We start from the raw sequence: 19778 nt of genomic DNA, 5'->3' as shown, positions 1-19778 counted from the left end.
ATTGGCGGCGCAACTCTTCGGCGAACTGAAAGCCTATTTCCCCGAAAACGCCGTCGAATTTTTCATCAGCTTCTACGATTACTATCAGCCGGAAGCCTATATGCCAACGACCGACACATATATCGAAAAAGATACATCTATCAACGACGATATCGACCGCCTGCGCCTGCGAGCGACATCCTCGCTGCTCGAACGCGAAGACGTCATCATTGTCGCATCGGTGTCATGCATCTATGGAATCGGTTCGCCGGATGAATACAAGCGCCAGTTGATATTTGTCGAGACCGGCAAGGAGCTCGACCGCGACCAGCTCCTGCGGCAACTTGTCGAGGTGCACTATTCGCGCAACGACTATGAATTCGTGCGCGGCATGTTCAGAGTGCGCGGCGATACCGTAGAGGTCTTCCCCGCCTACGAAACCGAAGCTCTCCGTATCGAGTTTTTCGGCGATGATATCGAGAAGATCACCGTGATCGATCCCCTGACCGGCAAGGTTAAGGGCGAACGCGAACGTATCGCAATCTATCCAGCCAAACATTTTCTGACCAGCGAGGATCGTCTCCGCGACGCCATCACCGGCATAGAGGCCGAGTTGAAGGGACAGCTTGAAGTTTTCCGTGGGTTAGACAAGCTGCTCGAGGCGCAGCGACTCGAATCACGCACGACTTATGACATCGAGATGCTGCGCGAAATCGGATATTGCAGCGGTATCGAAAACTACTCGCGGCATCTCTCCGGACGCAAGCCGGGTGAGAGGCCGTCTACGCTGATGGATTTCTTTCCGAAAGACTACCTGCTCATTATCGACGAGTCGCACCAGTCGGTTCCGCAGGTACGCGGCATGTTTGCGGGGGATCGATCTCGCAAGCAGGTTCTGGTCGAACATGGTTTCCGGCTGCCGTCGGCGCTCGACAACCGACCGTTGTACTTCGACGAATTCGAATCTATGGTGAACCAGGTGGTCTATGTCTCTGCTACGCCTGCCGATTATGAGCTCGCGAAATGCGAGGGTGTAGTAGTCGAGCAGGTTATTCGTCCGACTGGTCTGATCGATCCCAGCATCGAAGTGCGCCCACTCGCGACGCAGGTTGACGATCTCCTCGAAGAGATACGCAAGCGAGTCGTGAAGAAAGAACGTGTGCTCGTAACAACCCTCACCAAACGAATGGCTGAGGATCTTGCCGATTATCTCTCCAAAATTGGAATCAGGGTAAGATACCTGCATTCCGAAATCGACGCCATCGACAGAACCGAACTCATACGCAATTTGCGGCTCGCGGAGTTCGATGTGCTCGTCGGCATCAACCTCCTTCGTGAAGGCCTCGACCTGCCTGAGGTATCGCTCGTCGCGATTCTCGATGCCGACAAGGAGGGATTCCTTCGATCGGAGAGAAGTCTGATTCAGGTATCGGGGCGAGCAGCCAGAAACGCAGGCGGCGAAGTGCTCATGTACGCCGACAAGATGACTGATTCGATGAAAAGAGCAATCGACGAGACCAACCGCCGTCGAAAGATCCAGGTCGAATATAACGAGAAGCACAATATCGTCCCGCAGACGATTCATAAAACCCGCGAAGATATCATGAAGGCGACCGCATTTGCCGATTCGAAGACTGTCGATGAATCGAAGGAGTTGCTGCCCGATTTCTTTTCAGAGATGCCGGTGAGTGAGAAAGTCGCGTTCCTGAAGCAGGCTATGGCGTCCGCTGCCGAGAATCTCGATTTCGAGAAAGCGGCGTTCTTTAGAGATGAGATTCTGAAATTCTCGAAGAGCAAGAAATCGAGCATAAAACGATCCCTCTGATGTCATTACTCTGTTACCGAACCAGAGGAACATCCACATGAGTCTGATTGCACTGAGCTACCCGGAGTTGACACCCGAAGATTTTGCATGGATCGAAAATGTCCGAGAAGCGCACGAGAAAAACTATAGTATTGTTCGGCCGCATTTCACACTTGTGTTCGGTACGGAAGGCATATCTCAGGATGACTTCACTGACCATGTAGGCAATATAGCGAGAAAGACACATATCATAAGATTCGTCCTGAGAAGTACTGTAATCGTCACCGACAAGTCAGAAGCCCTTACTTTCGTACTGCTTGTCCCGGAGGAAGGACACAGCAAAATAGCAAGGTTGCACGACAGGCTCTATACTGGCATCCTTGAGGGCAACCAGAGGCTCGATATGCCATACATTCCGCATGTTACCGTCGGAAACTCGCCGAATCCGCAAGAATGCGTGAATCTTGCGAACAGATTGAATGATAAGGAGTTCGCTGTGGAAGGCACGATTTCATCGATTGACATCGCGCTTTATGAGGAGGGTGGAATCGATTGTGTCGGTAACGTGGAGCTTACACACCAGTAACACCACGCGAGAACTGGTCTGCTTCTGCACGACCATTGGAAAGAAAGGCCGCAAAGAAACAGTTGACAGAAATTGGCGTTAGTATATATTAAGCCCGAACTGAGAGGAGATAGGTATGGCAAAAAGACAATCTTTCGCAGATAAAGCGAGCAAGAAGAAAGATATCACAATGTGTCCGACTTGCAATCAGCCGGTTGCTCATACACTCGTAGTAAGCCCGGAACCTACGGCGAACGGCAAGTCTTTTAGAATGCGCTCGCGCCTTGTAGGGATCTGCAAGTGCAACGAGAAGATTCTATCGGCCTAAGATTGGACACAAGACTTTCTCTAAAGAACCAAGAGGGTTCACGCGCTCTTGGTTTTTTCTTTTTCAGGAGCCTGAGGGGTATCTCTCTACAGAATGGACTCTAAACTCTCCGACAGGATAGAGCACGAATTTTTGCCGCTGGTTATGAAGCCGGGCAGATACGTAGGCAACGAGCTCAACAGTCATCATAAAGATCATGTCGGACGTGTTCGTGTGGCACTGGCATTCCCCGATCTATACGAGATCGGCATGTCTCACATGGGACTGCAGATCCTCTATCACCGAATCAATAGCCTCGACTATGCAGTAGCCGAGAGAGTATTCGCACCCGCACCGGACGCAGAAGATCGTCTCAAGTCGACAGGAATCCCCCTCTTCTCGATCGAGTCCCGGACATCCCTTCGTGAATTCGATCTGCTCGGATTCACAGTGGCCTATGAACTCTGCAGCACCAACATTCTCACCATTCTCGATCTCGCCGATATACCGTTGCGCTCCAAAGATCGCGGCGATGATGATCCAATTGTGATGCTCGGCGGCTCCTGTACTTTCAATCCTGAGCCGCTCGCAGAGTTCGCCGACGCCGTATTTCTCGGTGATGGTGAAGACGCTGTTGTTGAGATTGTCGACGCACTGAGGGATTCGCAAGATGTTTCTCGCGACGAAAAGATCGCCCGTCTGTCGAAAATCGGCGGTGTGTACATTCCGTCATATTATAGAGCTGAATATGATTCCGGCAGGTTCGCAAAGCTCGATAAACTTGACGAGAGCGCGCCGGACATAGTCTATGCCCGCAAGGTAGACGAGTTGAAGCCGGACTATTATCCGACAAAACCGATCGTACCGTTCGTCGAGATAACGCATGATCGTCTATCGGTGGAGATCATGCGTGGCTGCGGCCGGGCATGCCGCTTCTGTCAGGCGGGAGTGATCTATCGGCCGAGAAGGGACCGCAAGCCTGTAGACATAATCGATCAGGCGACAAAGTCGCTGGCAGCGACGGGATTCTCCGATCTGACTCTGCTCTCACTATCGTCATCCGACTATCCCGAACTCGAGAATGTCGTCACTGCGCTGACGCCGATTCTGCAAGAACATCGTGTTACGCTCTCACTGCCTTCGCTGAGACCGAATGGCCTGTCGCCGAGCCTCGCCAGGAAATTGTCTGCATCCAGGAAGGCTGGATTGACGCTTGCGCCCGAAGCCGGTACGGACAGACTTAGAAAAGTCATCAACAAGCCGGTACCTGAGGAAGAGTTTCTCGAGGCTGTGAATGTGGCGTTTGACAATGACTATCAGTTGCTGAAACTCTATTTCATGGTCGGTTTGCCGACCGAAACAGACGAGGATCTCGACGGAATTGGAGCGCTTTTGAAGAAGGTTGCGCGCATGATCCAGTGTCGTCCCGGCAGGAAGACGATAAATGTGACAACTTCCCCCTTCTGCCCAAAGGCGCACACTCCATGGCAATGGGAGAAACAGGCTGGATACGACGAAATACTTGAGAAGCAGAAATATATCTCAAAGATGTCGCCCCGAAGTGTCAATGTGAAGTTCCGCAGCCCCGAGGTGACTCTGTTGGAATCTGCTCTCGGTCGCGGTGATCGACGGGTGGCTGATGTGATCGAGCATGCATACAGAAACGGCGCTCGACTCGATGCATGGAGCGAGCATTTCAAATATGAACTCTGGCTCAGCGCCTACGAGGCCTGCGAGCTCAGCATGAAGGATTATCATCGAGAAATCCCATTCGATGCACCATTACCCTGGGATCACATATCGAAAGGAATCAAGAAGGAGTCTCTTAAGCGTGAAGCTCTACGATCAAGAGAAATAACAGTAGATGATTCGGAGACAGCCGATCAATCCACGGCCGTGACACTAAAACCGGAGCAGCCAGATTCTTCTGTCGAATTTGGCAGGCGCAGCAAGCGCGTCAAAGTCCAGACTGGCTTGCAGGTGCCGAACAGCAGAGTTAGAGTGAAATGGAGCAAGAGTGCCGATGTTCGGTTTCTGTCCCATCTCGACAACACGCGAGTATTCGAAAGGGCGTTGCGGCGAGGGAATATCGCGGTCGCGTACAGTCAGGGATTCCATCCACATCAGAAAATCGCATTTGGACCGCCTCTCACGCTTGGTTATGCCTCGGATGCTGAGTACTTCGATGTGCAGTTAGAGGCACCTTACAACACGGAAATGTTCGACAGGCTCAACGCGGTTCTTCCGAACGGCTTTTACATAAGTCAAACCAAGCCGCTCTTCGGCAAGAGCCAATCGCTATCTTCGAGAATCAATGTGTCAGTTTACGAAATCGAATTGCCGATGAGCAGCGAGACTGCAGCCGAAAGGCGGGATCAGACGCTCACAATGGAGAGTCTTGTTGTCAGCAGAAAGACCAAGACTGATGTATTGGAAATCGACATTCGACCGGGCATACTCGAATTGAATCTGCGTGGGAGCAACGGCACCACGCTTCTTGAAATGACATGCGGTTTCGGAACGCTCACCTTTGCTCGACCAGCAGAGGTTCTTCAGCATGGATTTGGCCTGACCGAAGAGGAGATAGCGCAACTTGCCATCAAGCGCACAGAACTCCTGATCCAAATCGAGGACAAACGCCTCACACCTTTTGAGATTCCATAGCCCGCCTTTTGGCTTGCCATTCCTCCGGCTTTTGCCTAACCTGATAACCTATGAAACCGACCACCAAAACTGAATTCGACCCGGTGCGCCTTGCTGCGGTCGAGATTCTGTGCGATTTTGACAGAGCGCCTTCTCCCCTGCCTGAACTTATAGAATCCCGAATGATTCGGGAGGATTTCTCAGCGCGCGACAGGGCATTCGTGTCGAATCTTGTCTACGGTGTGGTCAGATTCCGCGAGCAGCTCGACTATATTATAGGAAAATTCGTGAGCAACCGGAAATCGCTTCGAAACCGGCAGAAATTGAATCTGCTGCGGCTCGGAGCATTCCAGTTGATGCCGGAATCGAGAGTCCCAACATCGGCAGCGATAAATGAGACTGTCAATCTCACGCGCAAACTTCTAACCGACGGTTTGACAGGATTCATGAATGCGGTTCTACGCAATGTCGCATCGGTTTCGAAAGACTGGAATGATCTCCTGCCCTCAGGTGCCGCGGTCGACATGCTCTCCGTGAAATACGCGCAGTCGAAATGGCTGGTGGAGACGCTAATCAATGATTGCGGTAGAGATGTTGCGATAAGCTATCTGGAGGCCTTCATCCGGAGACTGAGCATAACACTCCGCATCAATAGACTCAGAATATCAAACCGCGAATTCGAGCAGGCACTTGACCAACAGGGAATATCATATTCTCATTCAGAGTTCCACGATGACTACTACATGCTTTCCAACGATGCGGACCTTTCTGATCTGAAGGAGCTCGAAAGCGGTCGCTGCTTTGTCCAGAATGTCTCCTCCGGAATCGTTGCCGAGTTGCTTCCCCCTGGTCCTGATACTCGTATACTCGACATGTGCGCGGCACCGGGTGGGAAAGCAGCAACGCTCGCAATAATATGCGGACACCCGGCAAACATCACTGCGCTTGAAGTTGACAAATCAAGGTTTGATTCAATGAGAAAGAACTTCGTCAGGCTCGGCCTGGATTCGATAAGCAGCGAGTGTGCTGACGCAAGATCATACGCTGGAGAGCAATTCGACGCAGTCCTGCTGGACGCCCCCTGCAGCGGAGTTGGCACAATTGCTAAACACCCGGAGATCAAGTACACGCAGAACCGGGGGAATATCGCGAAGCTGAGCCGAATTCAGTCTGAGTTGCTGGACAGCGCAGCGCGATTGGTCGCCAAAGATGGCGTTATCGTGTACAGTGTTTGCACTTTGACTGCGGCAGAGACTGTCCAGGTTTTCGAAGAGTTCATGGAGAAGCATCCCAACTTTAATCTTGATGTCCCGACTGGTTTTCAATATCATCAGTTTGTGCAAAGTCAGGGTTGCATGCTCATTCCTCCGTGCGCGGGCACGATGGAAGGCATGTTTGCCTTTAGAGTGAGGAAGAATGGATAATGGAATCCGAGAAAAAGTACTTCTTGAGATTCATTCCGAGGAAGACTATCTGGTTTCCACTGGTGGTATACTTCCTCTTCCCGGTTCTGCTGCTTGTTCTGCTGTTTCTCTTGACGGACGCAGTTGTTATGCCGTGGGTCACCCGGCACGGCTCCGAAGTCGCGCTTCCGGATGTTGTCGGCATGAGTCTTACTGAAGCTACCACCGCGCTTGAAAAGGTGGGTGCCGAACTTGAGATTGCCGGAGAGGAGCCAAGCCCAAGCCTCCCCGAAGGAACGGTGATGACCCAGACACCTCCGGGTGGAACAAAGGTAAAGGAGGGACGGAGGGTCAAGGTGATGAAGTCTGCCGGACGTGAGATGGCAACTGTCCCGAATATGGTTGGGTTCTCCCAGCGGCAAAGCGAATTGAAGCTGAGGGAAGCCGGGCTTGAACTTGGCGGCGTAGGATGGGCGGCAAGCGATTCTCTACCTATCAACGTAACGGTCTACTCAATCCCCGCCGCAGGATCCCTCGTTCCGAAATCAACGTCAGTGAATCTTTTCTTCAATCGTGGTTCTCAGACGACCATAGTAGCTGTCCCCCAGCTTGTCGGAACCGTCCTGTCGGAGGCTGAAAAGACTGTCGATTCTTTGGGCCTGAATATATCCGGGATAGACCGCGCGGTCATGACAGACCTTCTGCCCAACACAGTAATCTGGCAGTCATTGCGTGAGGGGAGCAAAGTCGAGCTTGGCTCGTCGATTGAACTCAAAGTCTCGGTGACAGATTGATGATTAAGTTATCACCGTCGATACTCGCCGCAGATTTCGGCCATCTGCAGGACGAAATTCAGAAAACTGCCGCCGCCGGAGTCGACTACATCCACCTTGACATCATGGATGGTCATTTCGTGCCTAACCTGACGTTTGGACCGGAACTCGTGAAGTACATCAACAGCGAGACGGACATACCACTTGACGTGCATTTGATGATCTCGAATCCCGGTGAGTATCTCGAGATATATGCTGCGGCAGGAGCAGATTACCTGACGATCCATTACGAAGCTGTCGAGCATCCCGAGAAGATGCTGGAGACAATCCGAAGCCTCGGCATCAAATCGGGAATCACCGTTTCACCGAACACACCGGTGGAAGTGGTCGAGCCATACCTGGAACATGCTGATTGGCTGCTTATTATGTCAGTACATCCCGGTTTTGCCGGACAGAGATTCATTCCCGATTCGGTGAAGAAAGTCAACAGAGCACGGCAATACATTGATGGTCAAGGACTTAAGTGCGAAATAGCAATTGATGGCGGAATAGACCTGAAGACCGCGCCGCGTGTGGCATCGGCAGGAGCCGAGATCCTCATCACCGGCTCATCATTCTACCGATCAGGAGACTACGGAGAATTCGCGCGCCGCATCAAGGAAGTGACCGCCCCTCACTGAAAGCAAAATCAGTCCAGTCAGGCTGATGATAGAATTCAGTTGCCAGATTAGGTTTATTTGCTATATTTAGCGGTTCTATATTTTTGGGATGGAATATGTTCGATGATTTGACATACAAACTTGAAGGAATCTTCAAGAAGCTTAAAGGCCACGGGAAACTGACAGAGGCCAATATCTCGTCTGCATTGAAAGAGGTCAGACGGGCATTTCTTGAGGCTGATGTCAACTACAAGGTTGCCAAGGACTTCATCGCGAGCGTCAGAGAGAAATCGCTCGGCGAAGGAGTGCTTCAGTCGATAACGCCCGGTCAGCAGGTCATAAAGATTATCCATGAAGAGCTGGTCCAGGTTCTCGGATCTGCATCCAGTAGTCTAATAATCTCATCATCTCCGCCGACCGTGATCATGATTGTAGGGCTTCAAGGCTCGGGCAAGACGACCATGTGCGGCAAACTTGCACTCGATTATCGCAAGAAGAGCAAATCCCCCCTGCTGGTAGCAGCAGACATATACAGACCGGCGGCTGTCGATCAGTTGAAAGTGCTCGGCAAGAGCATCAATATGCCGGTGTTTCATGTGGACAAAGATCCGGTTTCGATCTCAAGAGATTCATTGGTCGAAGCTCGCGCAGGCAACCATGACGTAGTAATAATAGACACCGCGGGACGACTACATATCGATGACAAGCTTATGATCGAACTCGAAGAGATCAAGAAAGCTGTCGAGCCTGATGAGCTGTTGCTTATAGCAGACGCGATGACCGGCCAGGATGCAGTGAATATCGCCTCGGAGTTTGATGGTCGTCTCGATCTGACAGGTGTCATCTTGTCGAAGATGGACGGCGACGCACGCGGCGGCGCGGCACTGTCGATCAAAGCTGTAACCGGCAAACCGATTAAGATGATCGGCGTCGGTGAAAAACTGTCGGATCTCGAGGTATTCCACCCGGACCGTTTGGCTTCCAGGATACTCGGTATGGGAGATGTTCTGAGCCTTGTCGAAAAGGCACAGGATGTCGTCGACATGCGCGAAGCCGAGAAGCTCCAGAAGAAGCTTCAGAAAGAGGCATTTACGTTTGATGACTTCTATGGCCAGCTGCAGCAGTTGAAGAAAATGGGCTCGCTCGAATCGATTCTCTCAATGATTCCGGGCATGGGCAAGGCCATGAAAAATATTGAAGTCGATGATCACGCGCTCGTTAGAATCGAGGCGATGATACAATCGATGACGCGTGAAGAGAGATTGAAACCTAATATAATCGATGGTTCGAGGCGCAGACGCATTGCGCTCGGATCGGGCAATGATCTGGCGGATGTCAATCGCATATTGAAACAATTTACGCAGATGCAGAAGATGCTGAAGAAAATATCCCGTGGACAGATGAATGATCTCGCCAAGGGAATGTTCAAGATGTAAGGAGGAATCCTAATTGGCCGTACGTATTCGACTGAGACGGATGGGTTCAAAGAAGCGACCGTTCTATCGCTTCGTCGCTGCCGACTCGAGATATGCGCGTGACGGGCGCTTTCTAGAGACTCTCGGCTACTACAACCCGATGGAAAAGCCGGCGAAAATCAACGTGGAACCTGAGAAGGTCTTCAAGTGGCTGAAGAACGGCGCTCAGATGTCTGAGACTGTCACAAGCCTGTTCAAACAGATCAAACTTCTCGACAAGTGGGAGAAGGTAAGAGCGGGTGAGTCTGGTGACGACATTGAGATCAAGAATACCATTCGTGAACGCAAGAAGAGAAGTCTGAAGGCGAAAGCCGCGGCTACAGAGATCAAGGAAGAACCGGCTGAGGAAGTTGCGACTACAGTGATCACGAAAGAACCGACCGCGAAAGCCGCGACCACCGAGATCACGGAAGAACCAACTAAAGAAGCTGCGCCGGAGACAACGGAGGAGCCTTCAACCAAGGAACCTGGCGAAACCGACAACTCTTAATCCGGAAGGAGCACTACTGTGAACGAGTTCATCGTGAATATCGTACGCGCACTGGTTGACAATCCGGACGACGTTCGCCTGACGGAGATTGTTGGCTCCAAGACCACAGTGTACGAACTGCGCGTTGCCCAGGGAGATTTGGGCAAGGTTATCGGGAAAAAAGGACAAACCGCGAAGGCGATTCGAACTCTTATCGCAGCCATTTCAGCCAAGCAGGGAAAGAGGGCTGTATTGGAAATACTTGAGTAGATGGACCGACCTGAGTTTGTCGCTATCGGCTGCATCCGCCGCGCACACGGAGTGAGTGGTGTAGTCGCCGTAGAAAACTTGACCGATAACCCTGAGAGATTCAAAGCTCTCAGAGAGACTTTAGTAGAAGTCAGAGACCGAAGAATACGATTTCGTATAGAGAGTTGTACAGCCACGCCGAAAGGATGGCTTATCAAGCTGGAAGGAGTAGACGACAAGAACCGAGCCGATCAGCTTAAAGGCGGATACCTGCTGACCGAGACCACGGAACTCCCGGAGCTGGAGGAAGGCAACTATTATCTGTTTGATCTGATCGGAGTAGAGGTGTTTACGACTTCAGGAGAGCAACTCGGAAAGATAGTAGAAATAAATCAATACCCTGCCAATGACGTTTACCTGATTGAGGGAGACAAAGGCAGGTTATCGATCCCGGCGATCCGGGATATAGTGAAGAAGGTAGACCTTAAGAACAAACGAATGGAGGTTGAGCTTCTCACAGGCCTGGAATTTGAGTGATGGTCATCGACATATTAACGATATTCCCAGAGATGGTCTCCCCCGCCCTTTCTGAGTCTCTGCTCGGAAAGGCGGTCGAGGAAGAACTCCTGTCGATCAATATCCATGACCTTCGCGATTTCACCGACGACAAACACAGCACCGTGGATGACGCACCATTTGGAGGTGGTCCCGGGATGGTTATGAAAGTCGAGCCAGTCTATCGCGGAATTAAATCGTGCATAGAGAGACATTCAGACCTATCTCACAGGATTATTGTCACGTCTGCATCAGGGAAGAGATTCGAGCAAAGAACCGCTGAAGAATTGAGCCTGGAGAAGCACTTGATTGTAGTCTGCGGAAGATATAAAGGCATCGACGAGCGCGTGATGAGCCTGTTCGACGTTGAGGAATTCTCGATAGGCGATTATGTACTGACAGGCGGGGAATTCGCAGCGCTGGTGATGGTCGAGGCCACAGCGAGACTTCTGCCCGGCTACATGAGCAAATTTGAGGCAGCCGAAACAGACAGTTTCACATCAGGGTTGCTCGGACATCCCGAGTACACGCGGCCGCAGGAGTTTAACGGATTAGAGGTGCCCGAAGTTCTTGTGTCGGGACACCATGAGAATATTAGAAAGTTTCGCCGAACAAAATCGTTGGAAAAAACACTGAAGAACCGTCCGGAAATGCTGGATACGGCCGATTTGACAAATGAAGATAGACAAATCATAAGCGACTTGAGTACGAGAGTATCAGAGTAAAGATAGCAGGAGGTGCTCCATGAACATGAACCTGATCTCGAAAGTAGAAGCGGATAATCTCACCAAACAGGAAGTGCAATTTGGCCCCGGTGACACTGTCAAAGTACATGTGAAGATCCGTGAGGGCGAAAAGGAGCGCATCCAGGTATTCCAGGGAACAGTCATCGGTAGACGTGGAGCCGGAACGGGCGCCACATTCACCGTCTGGAAAATGTCCTCTGGAATAGGCGTCGAGAGAATCTTCCCCCTTCACTCACCGAACGTCCCCAAAATCGAAAGACTTCGACAGGGCAAAGTCAGACGTGCCAAGCTCTACTATCTGCGCAACCTTGTTGGCAAGCAGAGCCGAATTGAAGAGAAGAAAGTCGATCGCAAGAAGCTGAAAGAGCAGAAAGAAAGCGAATAGCTCGTAAGCTGAATCTGACAGACAAGAGGCCGCATCCATCGGATGCGGCTTTCCTATTGGAATCGCACTACCGATGAATCTCCCGTAGAAATGCAGGTATTGACCTCCGAGCAAAGCGCCCAGCGAAGTCCGGCATTATCCTGTCTCTGTCAGATTTACTCCAGCAATCAAGCAGCGTAATTCGTTACTAGATATCACTATTTGCCAACGAAAATGACGCACGGCAGCGCCTTTTGTCAATTCAGCCCCAGAAAGTTCCAGGTGAATTCTCGCGCTCCGGCGATGTCAAACACGAGGACGGCCACGCAGGCGACGACGAGCACGAGAATCAGGCCAAGCAGGAAATTGGCAGAGTGCCCCTTGGGTTCGAATATTTCAGAGAGATCCCTCTCTTCTGTGGTCATATTCGTGAGCTCCTCGGATGGGACCTCATCGGGAACCGGTGTTTCCTCTTTCTCCTCCGGCATATTGTCGAGGAAGTCGGCGACTATTTTCTGAGCAGCCAGTTCCAAGTCATTCTCTTCCGGGAAAGTGATCGTCTCAAGACCGGGGTCAGATTCATCGGCGGCACGGGCGCTGTCAACTCGAACCAGCGCGCAGGTGATGTTGTCGTCTCCCCCTCCATTATTGGCGCCATCAATCAGATCGTTGGCAATCTTATGGAGATCTTCACTTGCAGCCGAGATAATCCCAAGTATTTCCGTATCTGGAAGGCACCCTGTAAGCCCATCGCTGCAGAGCAGGAAGATATCTCCGGGCGCTATCCCCTCTTCGCGAAGGTCAATCTTCACTCTCTCTCTGACGCCGAGAGCTCTTGTGATAACATTCTTGTTGGGGAAATCTCTTGCCTCTTCGGGCGATATCTGCTTGCTCGCCACGAGCTCGCCTACAAGCGAGTGATCATTAGTCAGTTGCTTCAGAACTCCATTCCTGAACCGATAGGCTCTGGAATCCCCGACGTGGCAGATTGACATGCGATTGTCATGGAATACCACTGCGACGATAGTTGTCCCCATACCCGCAAGGGTCGGATTCGCATCCGATTTCTCATAAATGCGCGTATTGGCAATCCTGATTGCGGAGACAAGCCGCCTCCCCTCCTCGCTAAATTCAACGGGCAGATCGAATGCCGCCTCAGAGCCGGGAGGCAGTTCCATGTCCAGATACAGGGCACTTATGGTATCAACGGCACACTGAGACGCTACCTCGCCTGCAGCATGTCCGCCCATCCCGTCACAGACAACAGCCAGATTTCGAGACTCGACAAGCCCGTAACGATCTTCATTAATTTCGCGCTGCCGACCAACGTCGGTCTTCCCCAAGAGTTGAACCTGTAACATTACATCACCTAAAAACGATTATTGCTAAAACAATCAACAACAAAAATTACTCCGATCACCATATCTGACATCAGTCCCAACTGACAATCAAGTGAATTATTGGCAAATGACCATACATGCAATGCCTGGGTGACTGTGTCACTCCCGTTTCAGCAGAATTTCAAGAGTTTTCGAGTCCCCTGCCTTCACACTATGCTTTTTCTTCTCAGTTTTGTAATCGCTAACACTGATCCTGAACTCGTAGTCCCCGGGAGGCAGATCCTGAGAGAATTGCCCCATGCTATCAGTCACTCCAAGGAGGACCATCCTGTCCTCTGACTTTATCTTTGCAATGATTTCTGCTCCCTCGATCTTCTGGTTTGTCTCTCTGTCACGAATGAAAAGCTCCACTCTGCCAATCCCGGGAGAGGGTTTGTGTGCGGCATCAGTATGTGCGCGGACACCGGCAGATACCTTGCGCATCCGCACGATCTGCAATGTGTCATCAGCCCCAATGACGACGGATGTATCCTCAAAGCCAATCGCAGAGAGGAACAGTCTTTGCTCCGCCCCAACAAGTGTCAGAGTAGCAGGGGTGACAGCATCCAGGAACGAGACAAAGTATCCCCGTTCTGCACGGAGAATGTCTGCACCAATGTCTGCGTCTGGAGAGCCATTGGCGTCCACAGCGCCGATTCGGATTTGCCTTGTCAGTTCGTGAACGTAGACTGGCTGTGACTTTGGCGTAATGTACGGCAAGATGTTGATTCCATTGAAACCGGACTTGTTCAGTCTGTAACCTCTCTCCCCACAAGGAAGCTGTATTGGCGCATCAGAGTAACCTACCAGCGAGTCATTCCTAATAAGTATGATTGCAACTCCACTCGGCATCGTCTTAATGGTGACCTCTCTGGTGAAAGACCCGATGTATCGTTGCGTACCGGAGGATGAATCGGTCTCGAATTCCCAGTACTGGCCTACAGGGATATTCGCTTCGTCAGCAGCAGGACTAACTGCTGAGAGCCACATCGGCTCGAAACCTGCATACAGGAAGCTGAAGTTAATCGTGTCGGTCGCTGGCAGGTCCAATTCAAATGGCGTATGTTTTCCGGTTTCCGCTCCGTTCATTATTATGGCAGCACCGGGAGGATTGCTTTCGAGTATCAGCCTTCGCTCGAAGACAAATGGCGCGAGTTTCGCCTGTTGACCATCCACCATTGAAATGATAGTGTCTATCTGACGAAATGGTGCCAACTGCAAGTGCATGCGATATTCTCCGGGCCGAATGGCTTTCACGGTGAGCGGTGTTCTACCGTACGTCTCGCCGTTCAACGACACTGTGGCTCCTTCCGGGTAGCTGTTCACCCATAGGATAAACGGCCCTTCAGGCTCGCTCAATCCGAGGCTCTCCAAGTCCGCATGATGGCTTGAAGAGTCATCATTACCACCGCAGCCTGCGACACCAAGAGCAATGATGATCGGAAATGAAATCAATGCTGCTAATGCAAGCGATGTGCGGTTGTGCCAGGGGATCAACATTCCATCTCCGATTGAATGAAACTCATAATCACCATGATAAGAATTCAAAGTCAGGAGTTGTTGGGATACATTCGACGTCCACTGGAGGAGTGTGACCAATCTCTCTTAGCTCTTCGATTTCTCGAGCAAATCGGAGCGCACCCGGCGTGCAGATAACCTGCGAGTCGCGCCGTCCAATGTCCTGATCGCAGTGCTCAATCATACGATCTCGAATCGCCTGCTTTGCGTCGAAGTAGTCCGCGAGGACCGACCCTCGATGCGCCCAGTCTGATCCGTCCAGCATCAGCATCGAACGTGATCCCGGAACGGACTCGTGTACCGGGTGCTCATGCGGCAGGCCGAGTGCATGGCTGCCGCTTGAATCCCGAGTTGACGGCGAGGCAGGATTTCCATTCTGGAGATGGTCGGCAATGAATCCGATCAGTTCCGACGATAGATAGGGAGCCGATGATGACACAGATTGCGGTCCAAATATGTAGGACGTTCCGCTTTTTCGCGAGACTACTATAGCCGCGCATTCGAGGTCGCAGTCGAACTCGACGCTGTCGTCTGAGAGGCCAGCCATGAATCCGATAATCTGCGCGTATTTCTGATCGAGCAGCGCCTTTGCTCCATCAAGGTCCTGCACCATAGCATCTGAGACCGTCGAGTAACGCTCAGATGAACTCTGAGCTTTCAGCAGCCTATAGTCTGCGAGTTCCTTCTCCAGTTGTCGAACGGTCCTGATCCAGACATCGTCCATACTCTGCATCCGTCAATGGAATCTTAAAACTGCTGCGGCAGCGGGGCGTCATGGAATCAAATTGGGCTTTGCTGCCTCTTGACGCGCCGCTGCCGCATACAACTTACTTCTATTCAAACAGAATCACAAATCGGCTCTCTCTACTTCGGAGGAGCCATGACTTGCGATAAATCTACCGGCGTGTAGTCTTCAGGCACTGCAAATATCTCAGTGTCGAGATTGTCGGTGCTAACGTCTGTGACCTCAAGTTTGGTCTTCAAATCAAATGACTGGGGCAGTCCCTCATTTATCTTGAATTCGAGATCCCCGCCGAATGGGAATCCGCCGAGCGCGGCATAGAGTGAATCGAGGTTCTCCCTGCTCAGATTGAATCTTGTCAGGAAATCGAGAAATCCGCCACTCTGCATCCTGCTGTCAGTCAGCTTCTCAAGAGACTTCGCTTGAAATGCAAGAAAGGTGTTGTAGCCAGGGAAGTCCTTGCTTACCCACAGCTTACCGCTCATTGAGGTGGTGACATCCTGATCTCTGACTTTGTACGATACTGTGAAAGCAACATCTCTCTCTTCGCACTGGATTCCCACCATGCTGTCGACCTGGCCGGTCCACTCCGCCTTGATGGTTATCTCGGGAGAGGTCACGGGTGGAATGCTCGCAGAGTCCGGGAACGGAACACTGGCAAATGTCTTAGCAGCATCGTTCACGTAATGCACCATCTGGTTATCGAGATCAACGATGGTCGCGAATTCGGATGTTCTGACCTGATCGCCAACAGGTATGATTGACTCCATTTCAACTCTGCCGATTTCACCATCTGTGAGATAACGCTGATTGAAAGTCATTTCCCCCATCATCGGTATGCCGGATACAAGCATTGTGTAAGATATTGCAACATCTGAATCCGGTTTTGGGGCATTCTGAGTCTTTGCCACAGGGGTCGTTTCGGATTTCTCCGATGAACAACCGAATACCATAACTCCCACGAGCATCAGTAATACGATTCTCTTTAGCATGCTCACTCCTCTTCTTACGCCTCTGTCATTGTTGGGACCACCGATCGGCAATCCAGTTTAGGTTGATTCTCTCTTGTCTTCTGCTTGTTGGGGCGATTCACTCCCCTCGCTCTTGTTGATCTTTCGATTTATCTCTGAAACCTCATGAATGAAGCGGTGTCGCGTTTTGTGATCAAGCTCCATGATCTCATCGAGGCTCCAGTGGAAATGGTACGCAAGATAAGCTACCTCCCGAAAAATCCGATCCCGGGGGTAGCTCGTCATTTTCCCAGGCAACTAAACTCCACATCAAATTTGTGCCCGCAAGAGGGGCAGGATGCAGGAATAGCCAGATCGCCTTCCCCGTTGATTCTGCGGTAAAACTCCTGCAAATATGACAAATCTGCAGAGAATAATTCCTCGACTACTTCCGGAGTTACATCGGTGACGGAACCAAGCCTGACGATGACTCGCGACAGTATCAGAATCACAAGGTAAGCTTTGTTTGCTCGTACTCGCGGATCAGACAGGGGAGCTATTTCGTCCTTTGCATTCGCGAGGCGCATCACACCATCTCCATGGACATTCCCGTCAGCATCAATGTACCCACGTGGCAATGTAAACTCAAACTCCGTAGAAAATGGCGATTTGCTGGCGGACGCAGCTTCGAGGATCGTTTCTTCCATCGTATAACTCTCCGAATTTCATATCAGTGAGAGCCGAAAACAGATCAGCGGGCTTGTCCTCACATTAGCCCTGATCAGACAACCCGCACAAGCTCTCTCAGAGGCGATCGACTGTTGCAGCTCCCGCTTCCGATTCAATCCGTCATGATGATCGAGCCTCCCGGACTATCAACCCCGACTTGCTGCCAAAATCCGGGGTCTATAGACAGTGGCCAACCGTGCTGGCGCGTCACTCTGACGAAATCGCCGGAGAACAGACGTTGATTCGCCCGTGATACCCTTTCACGCTAGGTAAAGAAAGATGTGGCTCCCTTAATGTCAATCCAAAAAATGCGCTTTTTTGCCAACTAGCTGGCAGACATCACGAGAACACACACAAGCACGACATCCGAATGCCTATTTTTTTGGGGGGAACTTCACTAAATCAGGCGTTGTTATTGAAATGGAACCAAAGAACTCACGTATTGAGTTTGGACATAAACCTCTCCAATCACTGAGGTCTTATTTTGGAAGAGCAAAGATTCATAGAATTCGATAAAGTGTCAGGAGAACTCGTTATCAATCTTCCGGCAGACTCGAATGAACTGAGACAAATTGTAATGTCGCGTCTGCAGGAACATCTCAACAGGAAGGATGCGAGTGATGTAACTCTCGAGGAGTTGGAAAGAGTGGTCGCACACGTGCTTCTCGAAAACAGTATAAAGGTCGATTGATTCGGTTCATTTCGCACTGCCGGTCGGTAGGACATTATCTCCCTGGTAATGCATTGACAGCCCCCCATCAAAGTCTTACAATTCGATCTTGATCTGACATTCGACAATGGAGCCGGAAAGGCAAGATGTGCAGCAGCATTCGAAATCTAAGCCTGAGTGATCGAATACTCACCCAGTTCAGCGATGAACTGATAACCTGCGATATCATCGTTGACGCAGAGGCTGACAATCGCGAGCAGCAACTTCCGACCATGCATATCGCCGGACATCGCCTTCACCACTCCCCTTCCGCCACATCCATGATTGAACAGAATGACCGTAGAACGGATACTGTGGACATCTCGGTCACGTTGAATGTGTGCCAGCCGCAGAGAATGCTCTGGAAAGTACGTGCCTGTGAGCACCCCAGCCTGGAGGAATCGGCTTCGCCGATCGATACGGAGATTCCTCGAATGGGCGACGCGATGAACAGCTATAAGAAGCCTGCTTTCTGGACCGGTTCAAGTGATTCGATCACATTCTTCAGAGATTATCGCAGGTTTCAAAGCATCTTGATGCGCGTGGTCCTCGACGGGCGTTGAAAACCGCATACCCTGGAATATCCATATCGGTAAGAAAAGGCTTCTTCGATTACGAAGAAGCCTTCTAAAACAACAACAGGACAGGGTCTTTATTTCATAAGCATCATCTTACGCGTGCGAGAATAATCGTCTGTGGTCAATCTGTAGAAGTAAATTCCGCTTGCCACTTTGCGACCAGTTTCGTCAGTCGCATCCCATTCAATGTCATAGGTTCCGGCAGAGTAGAATCCATCAGTAAGCGTAGCGATCTTCTGTCCGATTACATTGTAGACAGAGAGTTCGACATCCATTGCCCGTTCGAGCGAAAATTCTATTCGAGTCGTGGGATTGAACGGGTTCGGATAGTTCTGGAATAGCTCGAACACGCCCGGAATGAAGGGATCATGGTCACCTGCCGCACTCGTTTCGGCGGTTGTAGTGACCTGAGCCGTGTCCGCAAGTATTGTCGATTCGAGCGACATTGCGGATGTAGCGGACAGATGCAATATGTCGGTCTCGAATGGTAGAGCACTACCAGGTATGTGATGGCGAACCGTCACCATCGTCACCGAACCGGAATTCATATAGCCGGTGGTCGCAGGGCTAATTAACTCAGCGGTCCAGGTGCCCTCGGACCAGGCATCCAGGTGGAAGAAATCGATTCCTTCGCCAGTGTTCGTCAGGGCGAATGAGTAGTCGACATAAGTGTTCGGCGATCCGCCATCGTCTGATGGCGCAGTCAGCAGAATCCCCAATTCATAGCTGACACCCAAGTCGACTTCGAGAATCGCGAATGTGCTGACATAATTAGCGTCATCCGGCCCAAGTGGCGTAGCAAGTACACCATTGATGTAGAACGTGATATCATCACCCTCATCGGCACCCTCATCGACACCGGGTGTAGTGATATTATCGTCAGCATACACGTTCATGAATCCGTATTCTCCGGCAGTCCTCACGGTGTCAGCACCGCAATGAACTCCGTCCGGATCATAGGCATCGATTAGAGCTCCGACTGGAATGGGCGAGCTGTTCAATGTCGTATTAGCACTGTAGAAATGAACCCACTCATTCGTCGGAACAACCTGACCTGACGCGGTCGACAACAAAACAACAAACAACAACGTCAAAGGTAACAGCCTTAGCGATATTTTCATCAGATTTCTCAAAAGTCACCTCCGTGACACGGCAGGGCGACTTTGCATCGCCCTGCCATTA

General features: G+C 51.1%; 21 protein-coding genes. 15 read left to right on the top strand and 6 right to left on the bottom strand.

Going from position 1 to position 19778, the window contains the following annotated elements:
• The 13 genes from uvrB to rplS all read left to right on the top strand — a co-directional run.
• Positions 1 to 1804 (top strand): excinuclease ABC subunit UvrB (gene uvrB / locus KKH67_02310; protein ID MBU1318008.1); only part of this gene is annotated, 1804 nt, incomplete at its 5' end.
• A 37-nt stretch (positions 1805 to 1841) separates the two neighbouring features.
• On the top strand, positions 1842 to 2369 hold the full coding sequence (locus KKH67_02305) for a 2'-5' RNA ligase family protein (protein MBU1318007.1): 528 nt from the start codon (positions 1842 to 1844) through the stop codon (positions 2367 to 2369).
• Positions 2370 to 2484: 115 nt separating this feature from the next.
• Positions 2485 to 2676 carry a hypothetical protein gene (locus tag KKH67_02300; protein MBU1318006.1) on the top strand — a complete coding sequence of 64 codons (192 nt, stop codon included), beginning with the start codon at positions 2485 to 2487 and terminating at the stop codon, positions 2674 to 2676.
• 93 nt (positions 2677 to 2769) lie between these two features.
• Positions 2770 to 5319 (top strand): TIGR03960 family B12-binding radical SAM protein, encoded by a 2550-nt coding sequence (locus KKH67_02295; protein ID MBU1318005.1) that lies wholly within the window; start codon positions 2770 to 2772, stop codon positions 5317 to 5319.
• A gap of 50 nt (positions 5320 to 5369) precedes the next feature.
• Positions 5370 to 6722 carry a 16S rRNA (cytosine(967)-C(5))-methyltransferase RsmB gene (gene rsmB / locus KKH67_02290; protein ID MBU1318004.1) on the top strand — a complete coding sequence of 451 codons (1353 nt, stop codon included), beginning with the start codon at positions 5370 to 5372 and terminating at the stop codon, positions 6720 to 6722.
• Complete coding sequence (locus KKH67_02285; GenBank protein MBU1318003.1) at positions 6722 to 7495, top strand: PASTA domain-containing protein; 774 nt, start codon at positions 6722 to 6724, stop codon at positions 7493 to 7495. Before rsmB ends, KKH67_02285 begins: the two co-directional genes overlap by 1 nt.
• Positions 7495 to 8154 (top strand): ribulose-phosphate 3-epimerase, encoded by a 660-nt coding sequence (gene rpe, locus KKH67_02280; protein ID MBU1318002.1) that lies wholly within the window; start codon positions 7495 to 7497, stop codon positions 8152 to 8154. Before KKH67_02285 ends, rpe begins: the two co-directional genes overlap by 1 nt.
• 95 nt (positions 8155 to 8249) lie before the next feature.
• Positions 8250 to 9569, top strand: a complete 1320-nt coding sequence (gene ffh / locus KKH67_02275) for a signal recognition particle protein (GenBank protein MBU1318001.1) — start codon at positions 8250 to 8252, stop codon at positions 9567 to 9569.
• A gap of 13 nt (positions 9570 to 9582) precedes the next feature.
• A complete protein-coding gene (gene rpsP / locus KKH67_02270) occupies positions 9583 to 10098 on the top strand; it encodes a 30S ribosomal protein S16 (protein MBU1318000.1) in 516 nt (171 codons plus the stop codon).
• A gap of 18 nt (positions 10099 to 10116) precedes the next feature.
• The gene (locus KKH67_02265) at positions 10117 to 10347 is read left to right on the top strand and encodes a KH domain-containing protein (GenBank protein MBU1317999.1); all 231 of its coding nucleotides are present in this window, start codon (positions 10117 to 10119) and stop codon (positions 10345 to 10347) included.
• Positions 10348 to 10863, top strand: coding sequence for a ribosome maturation factor RimM (gene rimM / locus KKH67_02260; GenBank protein ID MBU1317998.1), 516 nt, complete (start codon positions 10348 to 10350; stop codon positions 10861 to 10863).
• A complete protein-coding gene (trmD, locus tag KKH67_02255) occupies positions 10863 to 11606 on the top strand; it encodes a tRNA (guanosine(37)-N1)-methyltransferase TrmD (protein ID MBU1317997.1) in 744 nt (247 codons plus the stop codon). Before rimM ends, trmD begins: the two co-directional genes overlap by 1 nt.
• 25 nt (positions 11607 to 11631) lie before the next feature.
• The gene (gene rplS, locus KKH67_02250; GenBank protein ID MBU1317996.1) at positions 11632 to 12012 is read left to right on the top strand and encodes a 50S ribosomal protein L19; all 381 of its coding nucleotides are present in this window, start codon (positions 11632 to 11634) and stop codon (positions 12010 to 12012) included.
• Between the two features lie 236 nt (positions 12013 to 12248).
• Here the strand turns inward: rplS and KKH67_02245 are convergent, their stop codons facing one another.
• The 5 genes from KKH67_02245 to KKH67_02225 all read right to left on the bottom strand — a co-directional run bounded on the left by KKH67_02245 (position 12249) and on the right by KKH67_02225 (position 17287).
• Positions 12249 to 13352, bottom strand: a complete 1104-nt coding sequence (locus KKH67_02245; protein MBU1317995.1) for a Stp1/IreP family PP2C-type Ser/Thr phosphatase — start codon at positions 13350 to 13352, stop codon at positions 12249 to 12251.
• A gap of 138 nt (positions 13353 to 13490) precedes the next feature.
• Positions 13491 to 14870 carry a PEGA domain-containing protein gene (locus KKH67_02240; GenBank protein ID MBU1317994.1) on the bottom strand — a complete coding sequence of 460 codons (1380 nt, stop codon included), beginning with the start codon at positions 14868 to 14870 and terminating at the stop codon, positions 13491 to 13493.
• A 28-nt stretch (positions 14871 to 14898) separates the two neighbouring features.
• Positions 14899 to 15612, bottom strand: a complete 714-nt coding sequence (locus tag KKH67_02235) for a hypothetical protein (GenBank protein MBU1317993.1) — start codon at positions 15610 to 15612, stop codon at positions 14899 to 14901.
• 140 nt (positions 15613 to 15752) lie between these two features.
• A complete protein-coding gene (locus KKH67_02230) occupies positions 15753 to 16622 on the bottom strand; it encodes a DUF4412 domain-containing protein (GenBank protein MBU1317992.1) in 870 nt (289 codons plus the stop codon).
• A gap of 260 nt (positions 16623 to 16882) precedes the next feature.
• On the bottom strand, positions 16883 to 17287 hold the full coding sequence (locus tag KKH67_02225) for a phage tail assembly protein (protein MBU1317991.1): 405 nt from the start codon (positions 17285 to 17287) through the stop codon (positions 16883 to 16885).
• A gap of 506 nt (positions 17288 to 17793) precedes the next feature.
• Between KKH67_02225 and KKH67_02220 the strand changes: the two genes are divergently transcribed.
• Positions 17794 to 18000, top strand: a complete 207-nt coding sequence (locus tag KKH67_02220) for a hypothetical protein (GenBank protein MBU1317990.1) — start codon at positions 17794 to 17796, stop codon at positions 17998 to 18000.
• A gap of 125 nt (positions 18001 to 18125) precedes the next feature.
• On the top strand, positions 18126 to 18581 hold the full coding sequence (locus KKH67_02215) for a hypothetical protein (protein MBU1317989.1): 456 nt from the start codon (positions 18126 to 18128) through the stop codon (positions 18579 to 18581).
• Between the two features lie 89 nt (positions 18582 to 18670).
• On the opposite strand, the gene KKH67_02210 is transcribed toward KKH67_02215, so the two are convergent.
• Positions 18671 to 19717, bottom strand: coding sequence for a T9SS type A sorting domain-containing protein (locus KKH67_02210; GenBank protein MBU1317988.1), 1047 nt, complete (start codon positions 19715 to 19717; stop codon positions 18671 to 18673).
• Positions 19718 to 19778 lie beyond the last annotated feature (61 nt).

This window comes from Candidatus Zixiibacteriota bacterium (assembly GCA_018820315.1).
Classification (GTDB): Bacteria; Zixibacteria; MSB-5A5; order JAABVY01; family JAHJOQ01; genus JAHJOQ01.
The sequence above is the reverse complement of the archived record's forward strand: the minus strand, read 5'-3'. Positions and strand labels throughout refer to the sequence as shown.

What these genes read in the sequence shown, in the direction of transcription:
- KKH67_02225 (MBU1317991.1), bottom strand. Translation starts at nt 17,287, where the DNA reads ATGGAAGAAACGATCCTCGAAGCTGCGTCCGCCAGCAAATCGCCATTT.
- KKH67_02285 (MBU1318003.1), top strand. Translation starts at nt 6,722, where the DNA reads ATGGAATCCGAGAAAAAGTACTTCTTGAGATTCATTCCGAGGAAGACT.
- KKH67_02215 (MBU1317989.1), top strand. Translation starts at nt 18,126, where the DNA reads ATGTGCAGCAGCATTCGAAATCTAAGCCTGAGTGATCGAATACTCACC.
- rplS (MBU1317996.1), top strand. Translation starts at nt 11,632, where the DNA reads ATGAACCTGATCTCGAAAGTAGAAGCGGATAATCTCACCAAACAGGAA.
- KKH67_02240 (MBU1317994.1), bottom strand. Translation starts at nt 14,870, where the DNA reads ATGTTGATCCCCTGGCACAACCGCACATCGCTTGCATTAGCAGCATTG.
- rsmB (MBU1318004.1), top strand. Translation starts at nt 5,370, where the DNA reads ATGAAACCGACCACCAAAACTGAATTCGACCCGGTGCGCCTTGCTGCG.
- KKH67_02295 (MBU1318005.1), top strand. Translation starts at nt 2,770, where the DNA reads ATGGACTCTAAACTCTCCGACAGGATAGAGCACGAATTTTTGCCGCTG.
- KKH67_02210 (MBU1317988.1), bottom strand. Translation starts at nt 19,717, where the DNA reads ATGAAAATATCGCTAAGGCTGTTACCTTTGACGTTGTTGTTTGTTGTT.
- rimM (MBU1317998.1), top strand. Translation starts at nt 10,348, where the DNA reads ATGGACCGACCTGAGTTTGTCGCTATCGGCTGCATCCGCCGCGCACAC.
- KKH67_02230 (MBU1317992.1), bottom strand. Translation starts at nt 16,622, where the DNA reads ATGCTAAAGAGAATCGTATTACTGATGCTCGTGGGAGTTATGGTATTC.
- rpe (MBU1318002.1), top strand. Translation starts at nt 7,495, where the DNA reads ATGATTAAGTTATCACCGTCGATACTCGCCGCAGATTTCGGCCATCTG.
- ffh (MBU1318001.1), top strand. Translation starts at nt 8,250, where the DNA reads ATGTTCGATGATTTGACATACAAACTTGAAGGAATCTTCAAGAAGCTT.
- KKH67_02235 (MBU1317993.1), bottom strand. Translation starts at nt 15,612, where the DNA reads ATGGACGATGTCTGGATCAGGACCGTTCGACAACTGGAGAAGGAACTC.
- KKH67_02300 (MBU1318006.1), top strand. Translation starts at nt 2,485, where the DNA reads ATGGCAAAAAGACAATCTTTCGCAGATAAAGCGAGCAAGAAGAAAGAT.
- KKH67_02305 (MBU1318007.1), top strand. Translation starts at nt 1,842, where the DNA reads ATGAGTCTGATTGCACTGAGCTACCCGGAGTTGACACCCGAAGATTTT.
- trmD (MBU1317997.1), top strand. Translation starts at nt 10,863, where the DNA reads ATGGTCATCGACATATTAACGATATTCCCAGAGATGGTCTCCCCCGCC.
- KKH67_02245 (MBU1317995.1), bottom strand. Translation starts at nt 13,352, where the DNA reads ATGTTACAGGTTCAACTCTTGGGGAAGACCGACGTTGGTCGGCAGCGC.